This window comes from Nocardia arizonensis, assembly GCF_001310275.1.
Taxonomy (GTDB): Bacteria; Actinomycetota; Actinomycetes; order Mycobacteriales; family Mycobacteriaceae; genus Nocardia; species Nocardia arizonensis.
This window is the reverse complement of record NZ_LGYZ01000109.1, coordinates 1-14,877: the sequence shown is the minus strand read 5'-3', so window position 1 is coordinate 14,877 and position 14,877 is coordinate 1. Positions and strand designations below refer to the sequence as shown.

The following is a 14,877-nucleotide window of genomic DNA, read 5'->3' as shown; positions in this document are numbered from 1 at the left end:
GTCCCGGGGTCCCGGCTCGGCGGTGCCTGCCTCCGTATAGAGTGCCGCCGTGTTCGTGCCAGCTCTGCTCCCACAAGCCCGTAGCGAGACGCTGCTCGCGGCGGCCTTCGGGGACCTGCCCGGTATCGCCGCTGCCGAGTTGCCGCCCGCGCGCGGCGCCCACGATCGATGGTTGCGGGCGGTGGTGCTGGGCGGTCAGGGTTTCTACGCGGCCGCCCGAGCGCAACTGCGGCGAATTCCGGCCGAGACCGCCGATCCCGTTCTGTTGTCCTTATCGGCCAGCGCCCAGGGATCGTTGTTGCGCCAACTGGGGCGACACGCCGCGGCGGCAGTGTACGACGGTCGCGCCCTGGCCTTGTTGCCGCCCCGATCGTTCACCGACCGGATGGTTGCTGAGCCCCCCGCGGCCCCTGATGTCTCAACCAAGACACCCGGCGCACCCGAGTCACCGGTAACCCTCGCCGAATTCGCCGCCCCGCCCGACGCGACCGACGCGGTGTGCGACGCGCTGACGGGTCTGGCGGCCGACGCCATCGGCACCGGCCGCATCGCCTTGGCCGAACGTCTGCTCGACCGTGTCGGCCCGTTCGCCGTCGGACGTCCGCGCGCGACGATCCGCGAGCACTGGGTGAGCGCCGAAACCGCCTTGGCGGCGGGCAGACCCGCGGACGCGCGCCCGCGCGCCCGCGCCGCGCTGGATCTCGCCGAACGTTGTCCCTCGGTACGGCACCGCGTCAAATCGGCCCTGCTCGTCGCCGCGGCCGCGATGGCGTGTGGCGACCTCGACGAGGCGGCCGAATACGCCGACAGCGTGGCCCGGCAGTGTCGGGAACACGAATTGATGCCGCTCGCCTGGGCGTGCGCGATGCTGCGCGCCGGGCTCGCCGACCCCGACGCCGCGGCCGAGGCGGCGGCGTGTGGCGAATTGATTGCCGGACGGGGCGGGCACTTCCGACCTGCGGGCTCTGTCTGAGCGGACGGGCAGGTCGCAGCCACAACAGACCGTCTTGCCCAGTGTTGTGGCCGGTGTCGCTATTGTTAGAGCCGTTCCGTCCTCGGGCGGAAGCACAGGTCATCGGGCTTGTGTCACTTGTAACGCCGGGAATCTCGCTGACGATGACGAACACGGGCGAAGAGTTGGACCTCGCCGTCGCTGCCGCAGCGCAGGGCGACAGATCCGCTTTAGCTCAGGTACTGGAGCTGATCCGCCCGTTGGTGGTCCGATACTGCCGCGCGCGAATCGGAGCGGCGGAGCGTGGGCAGCTCTCCGCCGATGACGTTGCGCAGGAGGTATGTCTGGCCGTGATGACGGCCCTACCCAGGTATCAGGACCAGGGTAGGCCTTTCATGGCCTTCGTATACGGAATCGCATCGCACAAGGTCGCAGACGCGCATCGAAACGCCGCCCGTAACAAGGCGGAGGCGATGTCCGAAGTACCAGATGTCATATCCACCGACCAGGGGCCGGAACAAAGAGCTCTCGAATCCGAAACGAGCAGGCAGATGAATCGCCTGCTCGCCACGCTTCCTGAAAAGCATCGGGAAATCTTGATTCTGCGCTTGGTCATGGGTCTGTCAGCGGAAGAAACCGCGGTCGCCGTGGGCAGTACGGCGGGTGCGATACGGGTCGCCCAGCACAGGGCACTCGCGAAACTCAAGTCACAAGTGGCGAGGGCAGGTGAAATGTATGGCTAGGGATGGCGAGCGCGGTCGAGGCGACTGGAATGCGCAACGTGGATCGCGGAACAGCGGTCCCTACGCCGGGGATTCCGGTGATACCGGGCCGGTGGACATCGCGGCGGTTCGTCGTGACGATGCGCTCATCGATGCCATCTCCAGTGACGGGCCGGTGCAGACCGAGTCCTCCGAGGAGTTCCAGCTCGCGGCACTGCTCGCGGATTGGCGTGCGGAACTCATCGAACCCGCGCTGCCGGGCGGTCCCGATCTCGACGCGGTCGTGGCCGCGGTCAATCAGGAGATCGGCGCGCGCAATATCAGGGCGGGCGCCAATGGCAGCCGCCGATTGCGGCTGGTCCGGCCGATCCTCGGCACGGCCGCGGCGTTGGCCTTGGTCGTCGGCGGCCTGACGGCGTTCTCCTACAATGCCGAGCCCGGCAATCCGCTATGGCGGGTCAAAGAGGTCGTGTTCAGCGAACAGGCCCAGACCACGGTGGTGAACCGCGCCGACACTCAGATGGACCAGGCCGAACAGTTGCTGGCCAAGGGTGATCCGGTCGCCGCGAAGGCGCAGCTCGAGGCGGCGCAGGCCAATGTCGACCAGGTCACCGATCAGGACAAGCGCGCCAAGTTGCAGAGCGACTGGCAGCGTCTGGTCGCCGCGCTGCGCGCCAAGGATTCGGGACTGGCCGATCAGATCGAGGCCATGACCAAGACCGCCGAACCCAAGCCGACTCCCGGTTCCAGCGGCGGAACCACGACGCCGACCACCCCCGGTTCGCAACCGGCGAGTCAGTCCACGGTGAGCCCGTCGATCATGCAGGCTCCGCTCGAGACCTCGGGGGCGCCCAAGCCGCCGACGGCCTCCGCGCAGTCCCCGACACAGCAGCAACCCACCGAACCGGCCACGACGCAGACGCCGGTCACCCAGGAACCGCCCACCCAGGAGCCGCCGTCGTCCGTGACGTCGCCCACGGTGATCGTGCCGACCGGTGGTGCCGAGATTCCCAACCCGCCCACGAATCAGGTTCCCAATACCGTGATTCCGATTCCGTCGATCCCGTTCACCCTTCCCGGCAAGCCGAGCTGAACCGACGCTCGCGGGCACAAAGCGCCGATCGCCGTAACGGCGATCGGTTTTTCTTTGTCACGGGAAACCCTCGCGTTCGGGGCGGCGGTTCGGTGTGCGTGGTGGACGCCGCGCCGGTTGCACGGGGTTCGCCGGGTTCGGGAGTGAAGCCCGAAGCCCGAAGAGCGCGCTGGTGCGGAGATGTCAGTCGAAGCCGTCGAAGCCGTCGCCGTGGAACGCCTCGTTCATCGACGCGTCCGCGTAGCCCCGGCAGTAATCCCAGGTGACATAGGCTTCCGGCGTCGGATCATAGGCGGGCTCGTGTGGGCGGACCGTTCCGTCGACCAGCAATTGGAGCAGGTTGGCCCGGAGCATGTCCCAATCGTGATAGTGATCCTGCCTACAGTCCTCGCAGCTGACCACGAGTCCGCGGATTCCGCGGTGCGCCAGCAGCGCCTCGTAGACAGCGAGATCGGCGAGATCCTCCTCGACCGCGAGGCGCTCGTGGGGATCCAGCGGTTCGCCGGGCTCGATGGCATCGAGCGCGGCGGACGGGTCGGAGGGGTCTCCGGCGAACGGATCCGGCGGCAAGCCAGGTGGTAGATGGTCACGCACACACCCACGGTACGCAGAAAAGGGCGCTCTGCGCCAGCGATGCGGTGTGCCAGTTTCGCGTCGGGGCGCCACCGAGGCGCGGTCGAGACCGAGTTTGCGGGCCAGATACCATTGACACAGGCACCGCCCAGTGTTCGACACACTTGTCGTCGCCGCCGCCGTTTCATCCCGTCAGTTCGTGCGCGACGCCGGTCCTTCCGGCGTCTCTCGCTTTGGAAGTCCAGGAGGGGTCGATCCGAATGAGTAATCCCGTAACGGGCGAACGAATCGCAGTCCGCCCCCATACGGGTGGCGACGATCCGAACAAGATCGCCATGCTCGGCCTCACGTTCGACGATGTGTTGCTGCTGCCCGCCGCGTCGGATCTCATCCCCAGTTCGGTGGACACCTCGAGTCAGCTGACCAGGGAGATCCGTTTGCGCACCCCCCTGGTGAGTTCGGCGATGGACACCGTCACCGAGGCCAGGATGGCTATCTCCATGGCGCGCGCGGGCGGTATGGGCGTACTGCACCGCAATCTCGCCGCCGCGGATCAGGCCGCGCAGGTCGAGACGGTGAAGCGTTCCGAGGCGGGTATGGTCACCGATCCGGTGACCTGCCGCCCCACCGACACGCTCGCCGAGGTCGACGCGATGTGCGCCCGGTTCCGCATCTCGGGTCTGCCCGTGGTCGACGAGACCGGCGCGCTTGTCGGCATCATCACCAACCGCGACATGCGTTTCGAGGTCGACCAGAACCGCCGCGTCGCCGACGTGATGACCAAGGCGCCGTTGATCACCGCTCAGGAGGGCGTCACCGCCGAGGCCGCCCTCGGCCTGCTGCGTCGCCACAAGGTGGAGAAGCTGCCCATCGTCGACGGCAACGGCAGGCTGCGCGGCCTCATCACCGTCAAGGATTTCGTCAAGACCGATCAGTATCCCCACGCCACCAAGGACCGCGACGGGCGTCTTTTGGTCGGCGCGGCCATCGGCGTCGGCGAGGACAGCTGGTCGCGGGCCATGAATCTGGCCGACGCGGGCGTGGACGTGCTGGTCGTCGATACCGCCCACGGCCATCAGGTCGGTGTGCTGCAAATGGTCACCAAGGTCAAGACCGAGGTCGGCGACCGTATCCAGATCGTCGGCGGCAATGTGGCCACCCGCGAAGGCGCTCTCGCGCTGATAGAAGCGGGCGCGGACGCGGTGAAGGTCGGTGTCGGCCCCGGCTCCATCTGCACCACCCGCGTGGTCGCCGGCGTCGGAGCCCCCCAGATCACCGCGATCCTCGAGGCCGTGACCGCCTGTAAGCCGCACGGCGTCCCCGTGATCGCCGACGGCGGCATCCAGTTCTCCGGCGATATCGCCAAGGCCATCGCCGCGGGCGCGTCCACCGTCATGCTCGGTTCCCTGCTGGCGGGCACCGCGGAGTCGCCGGGCGAATTGATCCTGGTGGGCGGCAAGCAGTTCAAGAGCTACCGGGGTATGGGCTCGCTCGGGGCCATGCAGGGCCGCGGCCAGGCCAAGTCGTATTCGAAGGACAGGTACTTCCAGGACGACGTCTTGGCCGAGGACAAACTCGTCCCCGAGGGCATCGAGGGCCGCGTGCCTTTCCGCGGTCCCGTCAACCAGGTGATCCACCAGCTGGTGGGCGGTCTGCGCGCCGCCATGGGCTACACGGGCTCGCAGAACATCCCCCATCTGCAAGAGGCCCAGTTCGTCCAGATCACCGCCGCGGGCCTGAAGGAAAGCCACCCCCACGACATCACCATGACGGTGGAGGCCCCCAACTACACCGGCCGAGGCTGACGGGTCCGCCTCCGAACACGCTCGGAACGCCCAGGAGGCGATCCTTCGGTGCCCGTACACGCGGTCGCCCCTTTGCGACACTCGAGCGGCTCACCTGCGTGTACAGGCACCCCGGCCCGGTGCATTATTGACTCTGTGCGTTCCGGCGCGCCCCCAACCGAGCCCCGCCCGGAGCGAGAACGACAAGCAACCGTCTCGCCCACCCGGGGTAACCGAACACGCGACATCCCCCCACGAACCCGGCCCCGCACGGAGCGAGCCTTACGAGCGACCGTTCGCGGCCGTCTCGCGTCCGAGGAGCCGCGACCATGTGACGCAGTCACGAGTCGCGGCCCCTCGGACGCGAGACACAAGGGGCCGCGAACCCGCGGCGCCGAAGGCGCCGCCATAGATACAGGAGGACACTGTGCGCGACATGGTCGAGATCGGCATGGGCCGGACCGCTCGGCGGACCTATGAACTGGACGATGTCGATATCGTTCCGTCGCGGCGTACCCGCTCGTCGAAGCAGGTGTCGTTGTCCTGGCAGTTGGATGCCTACCGGTTCGACATTCCGTTCCTGTCGCATCCGACCGACGCGCTGGTTTCGCCTCGGTTCGCCGTGGAGTTGGGACGTCTTGGTGGTTTGGGCGTGATCAACGGCGAGGGCCTGTGGGCGCGGCACGCCGACGTCGAGGGCAAGATCGACCAGTTGCTGGAATTGGTCGGCAAGGGTGGCTACGAGCGTGCGGTCGCGTTACTACAGGAGTTGCACGCCGCGCCGATGCAGCCGGATCTGCTGGCCGCCGCGGTGGCGGAGGTGCGTGCCGCGGGTGTGACGGTGGCGGTGCGGGTGAGTCCGCAGAATGCCCGCACCTTGACGCCGGCACTGGTGCAGGCGGGCATCGACCTGCTGGTGGTGCACGGCACGATCATTTCGGCCGAACATGTGAGCGCCTCGAATGCCGCGGAGGGCGCCGAGGGCGAGCCGCTGAATCTGAAGACCTTCATCGCCGAGTTGGATGTGCCGGTGGTGGCGGGCGGGGTGAGCGATCACCGCACCGCGCTGCATCTGATGCGCACCGGCGCGGCGGGTGTGATCGTCGGTTACGGCTCGTATCCGGGTGCGACGACCACCGGTGAGGTACTGGGTATCGGGGTGCCGATGGCGACGGCGATCGCGGATGCGGCGGCGGCGCGGCGCGACTACCTGGACGAGACCGGTGGCCGTTACGTGCACGTGATCGCGGACGGCGATGTCGCGACTTCGGGTCATCTGGCGAAGTCGATCGCCTGCGGCGCGGACGCGGTAATGCTCGGCGTGCCGCTGGCGGTGGCGGCCGAGGCCCCGGGCCGGGGTTGGTACTGGCCCTCGGCGGCGGCGCATCCGTCGGTGCCGCGCGGTTCCATGCTGCATGTCGATGATCCGTGGGATCTTGGCGGTGAGAGCGCCGGTGAGCCGGTACGGCCGAATCTCGAGCGGGTGCTGTTCGGGCCGTCCGACGATCCGTTCGGTTCGTTGAATCTGGTTGGCGGACTGCGGCGCTCGATGGCCAAGGCCGGCTATTCGGATCTGAAGGAGTTCCAGAAGGTGGGGCTCAGCGTCCGCGCTTGACGGTATCGTCGCCGCGCCGGTGCGCGCTGACCGTCGCGCGTTTGGCGGCGGGGCGGTCGGATGCGACGTTGTCGCGCAGGAATTCTCGGATGGCGTGGTTCACCGGTTCCGGGTGGGTCATGGTCGCGGCCAGGCGCGCGCCCGCGATCTCCACGTAGGTGGCCGCGCGTAATCCCTGGGCCAGCCGGTGGGCGCGTTCATGCGGTATGCCGCTGTCGGTGGCGTGGATGACCAGCGCGGGGCAGGTGATCTCGCGCAGGCGGTCGAGGACGGATTCGCGGCTGAGCAGACAGCCCGCCGCGACTTCGATGCTCTCGGGTTCGCGCCGCATCCACCGTCTGGTCCAGATGCCGCAGTACCAATCGTCGTCGCCGATCAGCCAGTGCGCCAAGCGTTTCACCGCGTCGCGGCGGGATTCGTCGTCGTACCACTCGTCGAGGAATTCCTGGGTCGCGGCGGATTGCTCGCTGGTCGGGCCGTGTGCTTCGGTGCCGATGAGGATGAGCGCCGAGACCCGTTCCGGTGCGATGAGCGCGGCGCGCAGCGCGGTGAATCCGCCCTGGGCGGTGCCGCCGATGACGGCGCGTTCGGCGCCGAGGTGGTCGAGGATGGTCAGCGCGTCGCGGGCGGCGGTCCAGTAGGTGAAAGGCAGCCCTTGGTCCTTGGTGCGGCCGTGGCCGCGCGCGTCCCAGGTGACGATGCGGTAATCGGGCGCGAGCGCGGCCATCTGCGAGGCGAACATGGTGCGGTCCATGAAGAATTCGTGCGCCAGTAGCACCGGGGGGCCGTCTCCGCCGCTGTCCTCGAAGTGGATGTCGGCGTCGATCGCGCGGGCGAATGGCACGTGCTCGAGGATAACGAGCGGCGCGGGCGCGCGCCGCGGGATTCGCCGGCTCGCTCAGGTTTTCCGTCGGCGTTCGCGCCCAGGTCACCGGGCTCGTGCCCGCTGATCGAGCGCCGGGTCGGCTCACTAGACTATGGCGGTGGCAGAATCCCAGAGACCGGTCCTCGTCATCGACTTCGGCGCTCAATACGCCCAGCTGATCGCTCGGCGGGTTCGTGAAGCGAGTGTCTACTCCGAGGTGATCCCGCACACCATGACGGTCGAGGAGATCGAGGAGAAACAGCCGCTCGCGGTTGTTCTGTCCGGCGGTCCCGCCAGCGTGTACGCCGAGGGCGCGCCGCAGCTGGATAAGCGGCTCTTCGATATCGACGTGCCGGTCTTCGGCATCTGTTACGGATTCCAGGCGATGGCGCAGGCGCTCGGCGGCACCGTCGCGCACACCGGCACCCGCGAATACGGCCGTACCGAACTCAATATCGACGGCGGTGTGCTGCACGGTGGTCTGCCGACCATTCAGCCGGTGTGGATGAGTCACGGTGACGCGGTCACCGACGCGCCCGCCGGGTTCGAGGTCACCGGCACCACCGCGGGCGCCCCGGTCGCCGCGTTCGAGGACCGCGCCCGGCGGTTGGCGGGTGTGCAGTACCACCCCGAGGTGCTGCATTCGCCGCACGGTCAGCAGGTGCTGAGCCGGTTCCTGCACGAGATCGCGGGCATTCCCGCCACCTGGACCCCGGCCAATATCGCCGAGTCGCTGGTCGAGTCGGTGCGCGCGCGGATCGGCGACGGTTTCGCGATCTGCGGTCTGTCCGGCGGTGTGGACAGCGCGGTCGCCGCGGCCCTGGTGCAGCGCGCCATCGGCGACCGTTTGACCTGCGTCTTCGTCGACCACGGTCTGTTGCGGGCGGGGGAGCGCGAGCAGGTGCAGCAGGATTTCGTCGCCGCGACCGGCGCGAAGCTGGTGACCGTCGACGCGGTGGAGAAGTTCCTCGGTGAATTGAAGGGCGTCACCGATCCCGAGGAGAAGCGCAAGATCATCGGCCGCGAGTTCATCCGTTCCTTCGAGGACGCGGTGAGCGAGGTCGTGGCCGAACAAGGCGATGCCGCCGCATCGGTGGAATTCCTGGTGCAGGGCACGCTGTATCCGGATGTGGTCGAGTCCGGCGGCGGTGCCGGGACGGCGAATATCAAGTCGCACCACAATGTCGGCGGTCTGCCCGAGGATCTGGAGTTCGAACTCGTCGAACCGCTGCGGCTGCTGTTCAAGGACGAGGTGCGCGCGGTCGGCCGCGAGCTGGGTCTGCCGGAGGAGATCGTCGCGCGCCAGCCGTTCCCTGGCCCGGGGCTGGCCATCCGCATCGTCGGCGAGGTGACCGGTGATCGGCTCGAGACCCTGCGCCAGGCCGATGCCATCGCCCGCGAGGAGTTGACGGCGGCGAATCTGGACGGCCAGATCTGGCAGTGCCCGGTGGTGCTGCTGGCCGATGTGCGCAGTGTCGGCGTGCAGGGCGACGGCCGCACATACGGTCACCCGATCGTGCTGCGTCCGGTGTCCAGTGAGGACGCCATGACCGCGGACTGGACCCGCCTGCCCTACGACGTGCTCGAGCGCATCTCCACCCGTATCACCAACGAGGTGGCCGAGGTGAACCGCGTGGTGCTCGATGTGACCAGCAAGCCGCCGGGCACCATCGAATGGGAGTGACACGCGGCAGGCGCGCTCCGGGATAGATTGTGCCGCAGGCTCATTCGGGCGCGGGCCGCACCGGTTCGCGGCGCGGCGACCGCGTCCCGCCGAGGACCAGTTGGCCGAGCAGGATGCCGCCGAGCCGGGGCGGCTGCGGCGGTGTCGGCCGCCGCGGTCGGGGTTCGGTGTCGTCGCGGTCGGATTGCGGTGCGGCCATCGTGGATCTCCGTGCTGTCGGATGCGGGTGACCCGTCCGGCGTCGGGCGGGTCATGGCAGGTCGAAGCGAAATATCGCGTGGGTCAACGACGTCCGCGGGGCGAGATCACCAGTGCGCCGCCGATGACGATGGCGACGACCACGACGATCCAGCCGAGCGGGAGGGCGGCGACCGCGGAGACGGTGCCGGATCCGGCGAGGACGCAGACGCTCACCCCTACGGCGAGCAACCCGATGATCAGCTGCGAGATCGACAGGCCGCGCTTGTTCTCAGCCACGTTCCACCCTCACTTCTCCCATGCGGACGTCGACGTTCAGGTCGAGTACCGGCGCGCCCGGTGTGTTCGGACCGCTGACGCCGGTGGGGCAGGTCTGATCGCCCATGCTCACCGTGCAGACGGTGCGCACGGTCATATCGGCGGGCAGCAGCACCCTGGCCTCGCCCATGCGGATGGACAGGTCCACCGTGCGGTTCTCGGTGAGGCGCAGTGACCGCAGGTCGAGTGTTCCCGATCCCATGGACAGGTGGTAGTCGGTTTCGAGGTCGGCCATCGTGGCCGGGGTCCAGGTGCGGTCGCCCATCGCGGTCCGGTCGAATTCGATGGGGCCGATGAGCGAGGCGGCGACGGCGAAGGCGGCCAGCGGCGCGGTGACCACGAGCAAACCCCCGCCGCGGCGCAGGAAGACGCCCGCGACGAGTCCGACGCCGACCACCGCCAGCGCCACCGCGGCGATCCGGGCGGGTGTCATCCATTCGACGCCGGACGCGGCCGCCGCGCCCGCGCAGGCCGCGGCGAGGATGGCCAGGCCGATGACGACCGGGGTGTAGCGGGAGCGGGGGCGTTCGGGTGGCGGCGCGACGACCGTGCGCGCCGGGGTCGGTTCGGGCAGATCCCAGGCCAGCGGGGCGACACCGAGCGGATCCCAGGACGGCGGTGTCGTGCCCGCCATGACGGGAATGTGGCCGGTGCGCGGCGGTGCGGCCTCGACCACCGACGGCGCGCCACCGGGGCCGTCGTCCGGCGGGGCGGTCCGCGCCGCGGAGTCGGAGGATTCGGCAGAACGGTCCTCGTCGGCTTCCGTGGGAGCGGAGTCTCCTGGTTCGAGCACGGTGGCGGCGTCGCCCTTCCGTAGATCGACGGTCGGCTGTGATGCGTGCGCCGCGGTATCGGTGGCCGGTTCGGTCGCCGGGGGCGCGGGGTCCGGGACGTAGGTGTCCGGCAACTTCGTATAGGGCGTGTACACGGGCGAGATCGGATTGTCCGGTGCGTAGAAGCTGCCCGCGGTGCCGGACGGGAAGACCGCGCCCGGATATCCGGTGGCGGTGAGTCCGCCGTCGAAGCTGCCGCTGTCGGAGCCGAGGCCGCCGAAGCCCGTGTCGTTGTCGAGCTGACTGGTGCCGGGCGGCGGCTGAGGTGTGCGCATGTGCAGCATCCACCAGCCCGCGAGCATGAGCGCGAGGCTGATCGCGCCGGATCCGGCCAGACCCATGCCGACCGGGCCCATCGTGGTGACCGCGATGGCCAGCGCCACGATCAGCACGATGGTCTTGGTCGGCGACTGCGAACTGCCGCCCTTGCCGAACAGCGATTCCGCCGCCGAATTCTCGTCGCCCGCCTGACTCAGCAGCAGCCACGCCAGCAGGTACAGGACGATTCCGGCTCCGCCGAACAGCGTCGAGACCACGAAGGCGACCCGGATCAGGACCGGGTCGATGTGGTAACGCCTGCCGAAACCGGCCGCGACACCCGCGACCGGTCCCTGCCGCGGCAACCGGACGGGCCGCGTGTGCCACATCTGCTGGAGTTGATCGCCGAAGCTCGTTCTCGTCATGGTCTCCATGGTCGGCCGAAAACGCGCCGATGCGCATCGGGGGGAACCCTGATTCCGCTCCCGATACGCCCGGCGGGGTCCGGCCGAGTCGGAGGAGATGACGCAGGCGTGGACGTCAGGGCCAGTCTCGACCGGATCGGCGACGAGGACAGCGGGTCGCGGCACGCGGCGAGTTCAGGGTGAATCCTGATGCCCCCCGGATGCCGGACGTGCCAGTATCGGAGATATGTACCCGACTGTTCCTGTGTCCGACGCTGCCCGCGGGCCGGCGGGGCCGCGGCCCGATCCGGGGACGATATTCGGGTTCGGCCCCGCGCGCGGGACGGCGCCGGTGCTGGATCTGGGTCCGCAGCCGCAGGTGCGGCTGGTCCGGCGATCGGGCGGGCGCATCGTCGGCGGTGTCGCGGGCGGTGTCGCCGACCATCTCGGACTCGACGTCTTCACCGTCCGCATGGTCTTCGTGCTGCTATCGGCGCTGGCGGGCGCGGGTATCGCCGCCTACGCGCTGCTGTGGATCTTCACACCGGGCGGCACCGATTCGGCGCGCGCCTCGGCCGCCGAGCGCAGGCAGGCGGTAGGTCTGGCGCTGCTCGGACTCGGACTCGCCGTGGCGGTGTCGTGGCTGATGAGCGGGACAGTCGCGGCCAAGATCATCGTCCCGATCGTGGTGGTCGCTCTCGGCGCGGCGCTGGTCTGGCGCGAATACGACGCCGACGGCCCGCGGTCGCTGCTCGGTCTGCCCGCGCGGCCGTCGGTGGTGACATGGGCCCGCATCGTCGCGGGCGCCACCATGATCGTGCTCGGACTCGGCGTGGTGGTGCTGGCCAGGATCGATCTGGGATCGCTCGGGTCCGCGCTGGTCGCGGTGGGTGTCACGCTGGTCGGGGCGGGACTGCTGACGGTGCCGCTGTGGCTGCGCATGGTGCGCGCGCTGAACGCCGAACGGGCCGCCCGCATCCGCAACGAGGAGCGCGAGGAGATCGCCTCGCACCTGCACGATTCCGTCCTCCAGACGCTCGCGCTCATCCAGCGGCAGGCCGATGATCCGCAGGAGGTGACAAGGCTGGCCCGCAGTCAGGAGCGTGAACTGCGCAAATGGCTGTTCGAAGACGCGGGTCCGGCCCAGTCGAGTCTGGCCGCGGCGCTGCGCACCATCGCGGGCGAGGTCGAGGATCAGCACGGCGTGCAGGTCACGCCCGTGACCGTGGGCGATGTGTCCATGGATACCGGTGACACCGGCAGCGGCCTACCCAAGGAGCATTTCACCGCCTTGCTCGGCGCGAGTCGCGAGGCGATGGTGAACGCGGCCAAACACGCGGGCGTGCCGAATATCGACCTGTTCGCCGAGGCCGAACCGCATCAGGTGAGCATCTTCGTGCGCGACCGCGGCGCGGGTTTCGACCTCGACGCCGTCCCCCACGACCGCCAGGGCCTGTCCAAATCCATTCGCGGCCGCATCGAACGCCGCGGTGGACAGGTCGAGATCCTGTCCACCCCCGGCCGCGGCACCGAGGTGCGCATCACCATGCCGCGCACCGACGCCGCCGACGCCGCCGCCCCGGCCGACACCGCCGCGGTGGAACCGGAGCCGGTTCGCCCCTGATCGTGACCCGTGGGGGACGGGAGGCGGATCGAGACGGGCGGCGGGCGCGTCGGGTGTGATACCGATGGTGTGCGATCGTCCGCGGGCGGTCGCGGGTCCGGGTGGACGAGATCCACCGAAGTAAGGAGAAGTAGGTGAGCGTGCGGGTCTTTCTCGTCGATGATCACGCCGTGTTCCGGTCGGGTGTGCGAGCGGAGCTGAGTCGTGAACCCGATATGGAGGTGGTCGGCGAAGCAGGCGGGGTGGCCGAGGCCATCGCGGGTATCGCGGCGGCGCGGCCCGATGTGGTGCTGCTGGATGTGCACATGCCCGACGGCGGCGGGGTCGCGGTGCTCTACGGAATCGAGGACGGACCGGTCTGCCTGGCACTGAGCGTGTCCGACGCCGCCGAGGACGTGATCGCGGTGATCCGCGCGGGCGCGCGCGGCTACGTCACCAAGACGATCTCGGGATCCGAACTCGCCGACGGCATCCGCCGCGTCGCGGGCGGTGACGCGGTGTTCAGTCCGCGCCTGGCCGGATTCGTCCTCGACTCCTTCACCGGGCGCTCACCGGCGCCGGAACCGCCGCTCGACCCCGAACTCGATTCGCTCACACCCCGCGAACTCGAGGTGCTGCGGCTGCTCGCGCGCGGCTACACCTACCGCGAGATCGCCGAGAACCTCTACATCTCGGTCAAAACCGTGGAGACCCACGCCTCCAATGTGCTGCGCAAGACCCAGCAGTCCAATCGAAATGCGCTGACCCGCTGGGCACACCGCCGCCGAATCGACTGAGCCCTACATCACCGCGACCAGGATCGCGATGACGATGACCAGTCCGATGAGCAGGCCGATGGCGATGGCCAACGGCGCGTTGCTCGACGAATCGCCCTGTGCGCGTTGACCGAGCTGCCGCGCGACGGACGCGGCGGCGGGGCGCGCGGGCTGCTGACGCTGCGGGCGTGGCAGCGGCGCGGAATGCGGGCTGCGCAGACCGGACGCCGAATTGCGGGCCGCCCACGCCGGAATCGTGCCGTCCTCGGTGCGCACCGGCGCGCCGAGAATATAGGGCCCGGTACCGGGACCGAAAGCGGCGGTGAGGATCTCGTCACGCGCCTCGGCCATCGTCGGCCTGCGCTGCGGCGCGGGTTCCATCATGTGCAGCAGCGCATTGGTGAGCACGCCGCTGCGGGTCGGCGGGATGATCTGCGCCATGGCCGCCCGCTGCACCAGGACATCGCTGTCCTCGTCCAGCCCGAACGGCGGCTGCCCCTCGATAGCGGTGTACAGCGTCGCGCCCAGGGAGAATACGTCGCTGGCCTCGGTCGGCCGCCCCCCGCGCGCCACCTCCGGCGGCAGATAGGCGGGCGTACCGGTGATGACGCCGTCCGGCTCCTCCGACAGATCGCCCGCACCCCGGGAGATACCGAAGTCGCTCAGCTTGGCCAGACCGACACCCGGACCGCGGTCGGCGACAAGGATATTGCCCGGCTTGATGTCGCGGTGCACGATGCCGACCGAATGCGCCGCCGCCAGCGCGTCCGCGACCTGCGCCCCGATCTGGGCGACCTCGATCACGGGCAATGTATCGACCAGCCCCAGCGCCCGCGCCACACTTCGCGACGGTAAATGCTCCATGACCAGCCAGGGTTCACCCGCCTCCAGCGCCACGTCGTATACGGCGATGGCGTGATCGTGCGACAGCTTCGCCGCGACCCGGCCCTCGTGCATGATCTGATCGCGCACCCGAGCCGCCTCGGCCTCGGGCAGATCGGCGGTGGACAGCACCTGTTTGATAGCGACCTCGCGATCGAGCAGGCGGTCGTGCGCGAGCCACACCGCGCCCATACCACCGCCGCCGAGCTTGGACTTCAGGCGGTAGCGGCCTGCGACCAGATATTCGGGGCCGACATTGGGACGAGGGCGATCGATCATGGCATGCAGGGTATCGGAATCTGCATTGGCTGTGTCTC

At 69.1% G+C, this 14,877-nt stretch carries 14 protein-coding genes; 8 read left to right on the top strand and 6 right to left on the bottom strand.

The window, feature by feature from the left end:
* Positions 1 to 49 precede the first annotated feature (49 nt).
* The 3 genes from APZ21_RS25080 to APZ21_RS25070 all read left to right on the top strand — a co-directional run bounded on the left by APZ21_RS25080 (position 50) and on the right by APZ21_RS25070 (position 2,767).
* Positions 50 to 973, top strand: coding sequence for a hypothetical protein (locus APZ21_RS25080; RefSeq protein WP_054815740.1), 924 nt, complete (start codon positions 50 to 52; stop codon positions 971 to 973).
* Between the two features lie 143 nt (positions 974 to 1,116).
* Entirely contained in the window at positions 1,117 to 1,695 is a 579-nt protein-coding gene (locus APZ21_RS25075) for a sigma-70 family RNA polymerase sigma factor (RefSeq protein WP_054815807.1), read from the top strand.
* Complete coding sequence (locus APZ21_RS25070; protein WP_082393443.1) at positions 1,688 to 2,767, top strand: anti-sigma-D factor RsdA; 1,080 nt, start codon at positions 1,688 to 1,690, stop codon at positions 2,765 to 2,767. Before APZ21_RS25075 ends, APZ21_RS25070 begins: the two co-directional genes overlap by 8 nt.
* Before the next feature lie 183 nt (positions 2,768 to 2,950).
* On the opposite strand, the gene APZ21_RS25065 is transcribed toward APZ21_RS25070, so the two are convergent.
* Positions 2,951 to 3,361, bottom strand: a complete 411-nt coding sequence (locus tag APZ21_RS25065; protein ID WP_040704598.1) for a DUF5319 domain-containing protein — start codon at positions 3,359 to 3,361, stop codon at positions 2,951 to 2,953.
* 239 nt (positions 3,362 to 3,600) lie between these two features.
* Between APZ21_RS25065 and guaB the strand changes: the two genes are divergently transcribed.
* Complete coding sequence (gene guaB / locus APZ21_RS25060; RefSeq protein WP_082393442.1) at positions 3,601 to 5,145, top strand: IMP dehydrogenase; 1,545 nt, start codon at positions 3,601 to 3,603, stop codon at positions 5,143 to 5,145.
* A gap of 406 nt (positions 5,146 to 5,551) precedes the next feature.
* Positions 5,552 to 6,739, top strand: a complete 1,188-nt coding sequence (locus tag APZ21_RS25055) for a GuaB3 family IMP dehydrogenase-related protein (protein ID WP_054815738.1) — start codon at positions 5,552 to 5,554, stop codon at positions 6,737 to 6,739.
* On the opposite strand, the gene APZ21_RS25050 is transcribed toward APZ21_RS25055, so the two are convergent.
* Positions 6,723 to 7,583, bottom strand: coding sequence for an alpha/beta fold hydrolase (locus tag APZ21_RS25050; protein WP_082393441.1), 861 nt, complete (start codon positions 7,581 to 7,583; stop codon positions 6,723 to 6,725). The two genes, APZ21_RS25055 and APZ21_RS25050, sit on opposite strands and share 17 nt — an antisense overlap.
* A 133-nt stretch (positions 7,584 to 7,716) precedes the next feature.
* On the opposite strand from APZ21_RS25050, the gene guaA reads away from it, so the two are divergent.
* Positions 7,717 to 9,288 carry a glutamine-hydrolyzing GMP synthase gene (gene guaA / locus APZ21_RS25045; protein WP_054815737.1) on the top strand — a complete coding sequence of 524 codons (1,572 nt, stop codon included), beginning with the start codon at positions 7,717 to 7,719 and terminating at the stop codon, positions 9,286 to 9,288.
* A gap of 40 nt (positions 9,289 to 9,328) precedes the next feature.
* Here the strand turns inward: guaA and APZ21_RS34400 are convergent, their stop codons facing one another.
* From APZ21_RS34400 to APZ21_RS25035, 3 genes are all read right to left on the bottom strand, one after another.
* Positions 9,329 to 9,487: a hypothetical protein gene (locus APZ21_RS34400; RefSeq protein WP_156371322.1), complete on the bottom strand. Its 159-nt coding sequence runs from the start codon at positions 9,485 to 9,487 to the stop codon at positions 9,329 to 9,331.
* A gap of 83 nt (positions 9,488 to 9,570) precedes the next feature.
* On the bottom strand, positions 9,571 to 9,765 hold the full coding sequence (locus APZ21_RS25040) for a hypothetical protein (protein ID WP_054815736.1): 195 nt from the start codon (positions 9,763 to 9,765) through the stop codon (positions 9,571 to 9,573).
* The gene (locus APZ21_RS25035) at positions 9,758 to 11,329 is read right to left on the bottom strand and encodes a PspC domain-containing protein (RefSeq protein WP_054815735.1); all 1,572 of its coding nucleotides are present in this window, start codon (positions 11,327 to 11,329) and stop codon (positions 9,758 to 9,760) included. The genes APZ21_RS25040 and APZ21_RS25035 overlap by 8 nt, the downstream gene beginning before the upstream one ends.
* Before the next feature lie 217 nt (positions 11,330 to 11,546).
* On the opposite strand from APZ21_RS25035, the gene APZ21_RS25030 reads away from it, so the two are divergent.
* Both APZ21_RS25030 and APZ21_RS25025 read left to right on the top strand, forming a co-directional pair.
* Complete coding sequence (locus tag APZ21_RS25030) at positions 11,547 to 12,923, top strand: PspC domain-containing protein (RefSeq protein WP_082393440.1); 1,377 nt, start codon at positions 11,547 to 11,549, stop codon at positions 12,921 to 12,923.
* A 140-nt stretch (positions 12,924 to 13,063) separates the two neighbouring features.
* Complete coding sequence (locus APZ21_RS25025; protein WP_054815804.1) at positions 13,064 to 13,699, top strand: response regulator; 636 nt, start codon at positions 13,064 to 13,066, stop codon at positions 13,697 to 13,699.
* 3 nt (positions 13,700 to 13,702) lie between these two features.
* On the opposite strand, the gene APZ21_RS25020 is transcribed toward APZ21_RS25025, so the two are convergent.
* Positions 13,703 to 14,839, bottom strand: coding sequence for a serine/threonine-protein kinase (locus tag APZ21_RS25020; RefSeq protein WP_054815803.1), 1,137 nt, complete (start codon positions 14,837 to 14,839; stop codon positions 13,703 to 13,705).
* Positions 14,840 to 14,877: the final 38 nt, after the last annotated feature.

Bases quoted from the DNA above. Each gene is read 5' to 3' on its own strand.
- APZ21_RS25075 (WP_054815807.1), top strand. From the start codon at position 1,117: ATGACGAACACGGGCGAAGAGTTGGACCTCGCCGTCGCTGCCGCAGCG.
- APZ21_RS25070 (WP_082393443.1), top strand. From the start codon at position 1,688: ATGGCTAGGGATGGCGAGCGCGGTCGAGGCGACTGGAATGCGCAACGT.
- guaB (WP_082393442.1), top strand. From the start codon at position 3,601: ATGAGTAATCCCGTAACGGGCGAACGAATCGCAGTCCGCCCCCATACG.
- guaA (WP_054815737.1), top strand. From the start codon at position 7,717: ATGGCGGTGGCAGAATCCCAGAGACCGGTCCTCGTCATCGACTTCGGC.
- APZ21_RS34400 (WP_156371322.1), bottom strand. From the start codon at position 9,487: ATGGCCGCACCGCAATCCGACCGCGACGACACCGAACCCCGACCGCGG.
- APZ21_RS25035 (WP_054815735.1), bottom strand. From the start codon at position 11,329: ATGGAGACCATGACGAGAACGAGCTTCGGCGATCAACTCCAGCAGATG.
- APZ21_RS25030 (WP_082393440.1), top strand. From the start codon at position 11,547: ATGTACCCGACTGTTCCTGTGTCCGACGCTGCCCGCGGGCCGGCGGGG.
- APZ21_RS25020 (WP_054815803.1), bottom strand. From the start codon at position 14,839: ATGATCGATCGCCCTCGTCCCAATGTCGGCCCCGAATATCTGGTCGCA.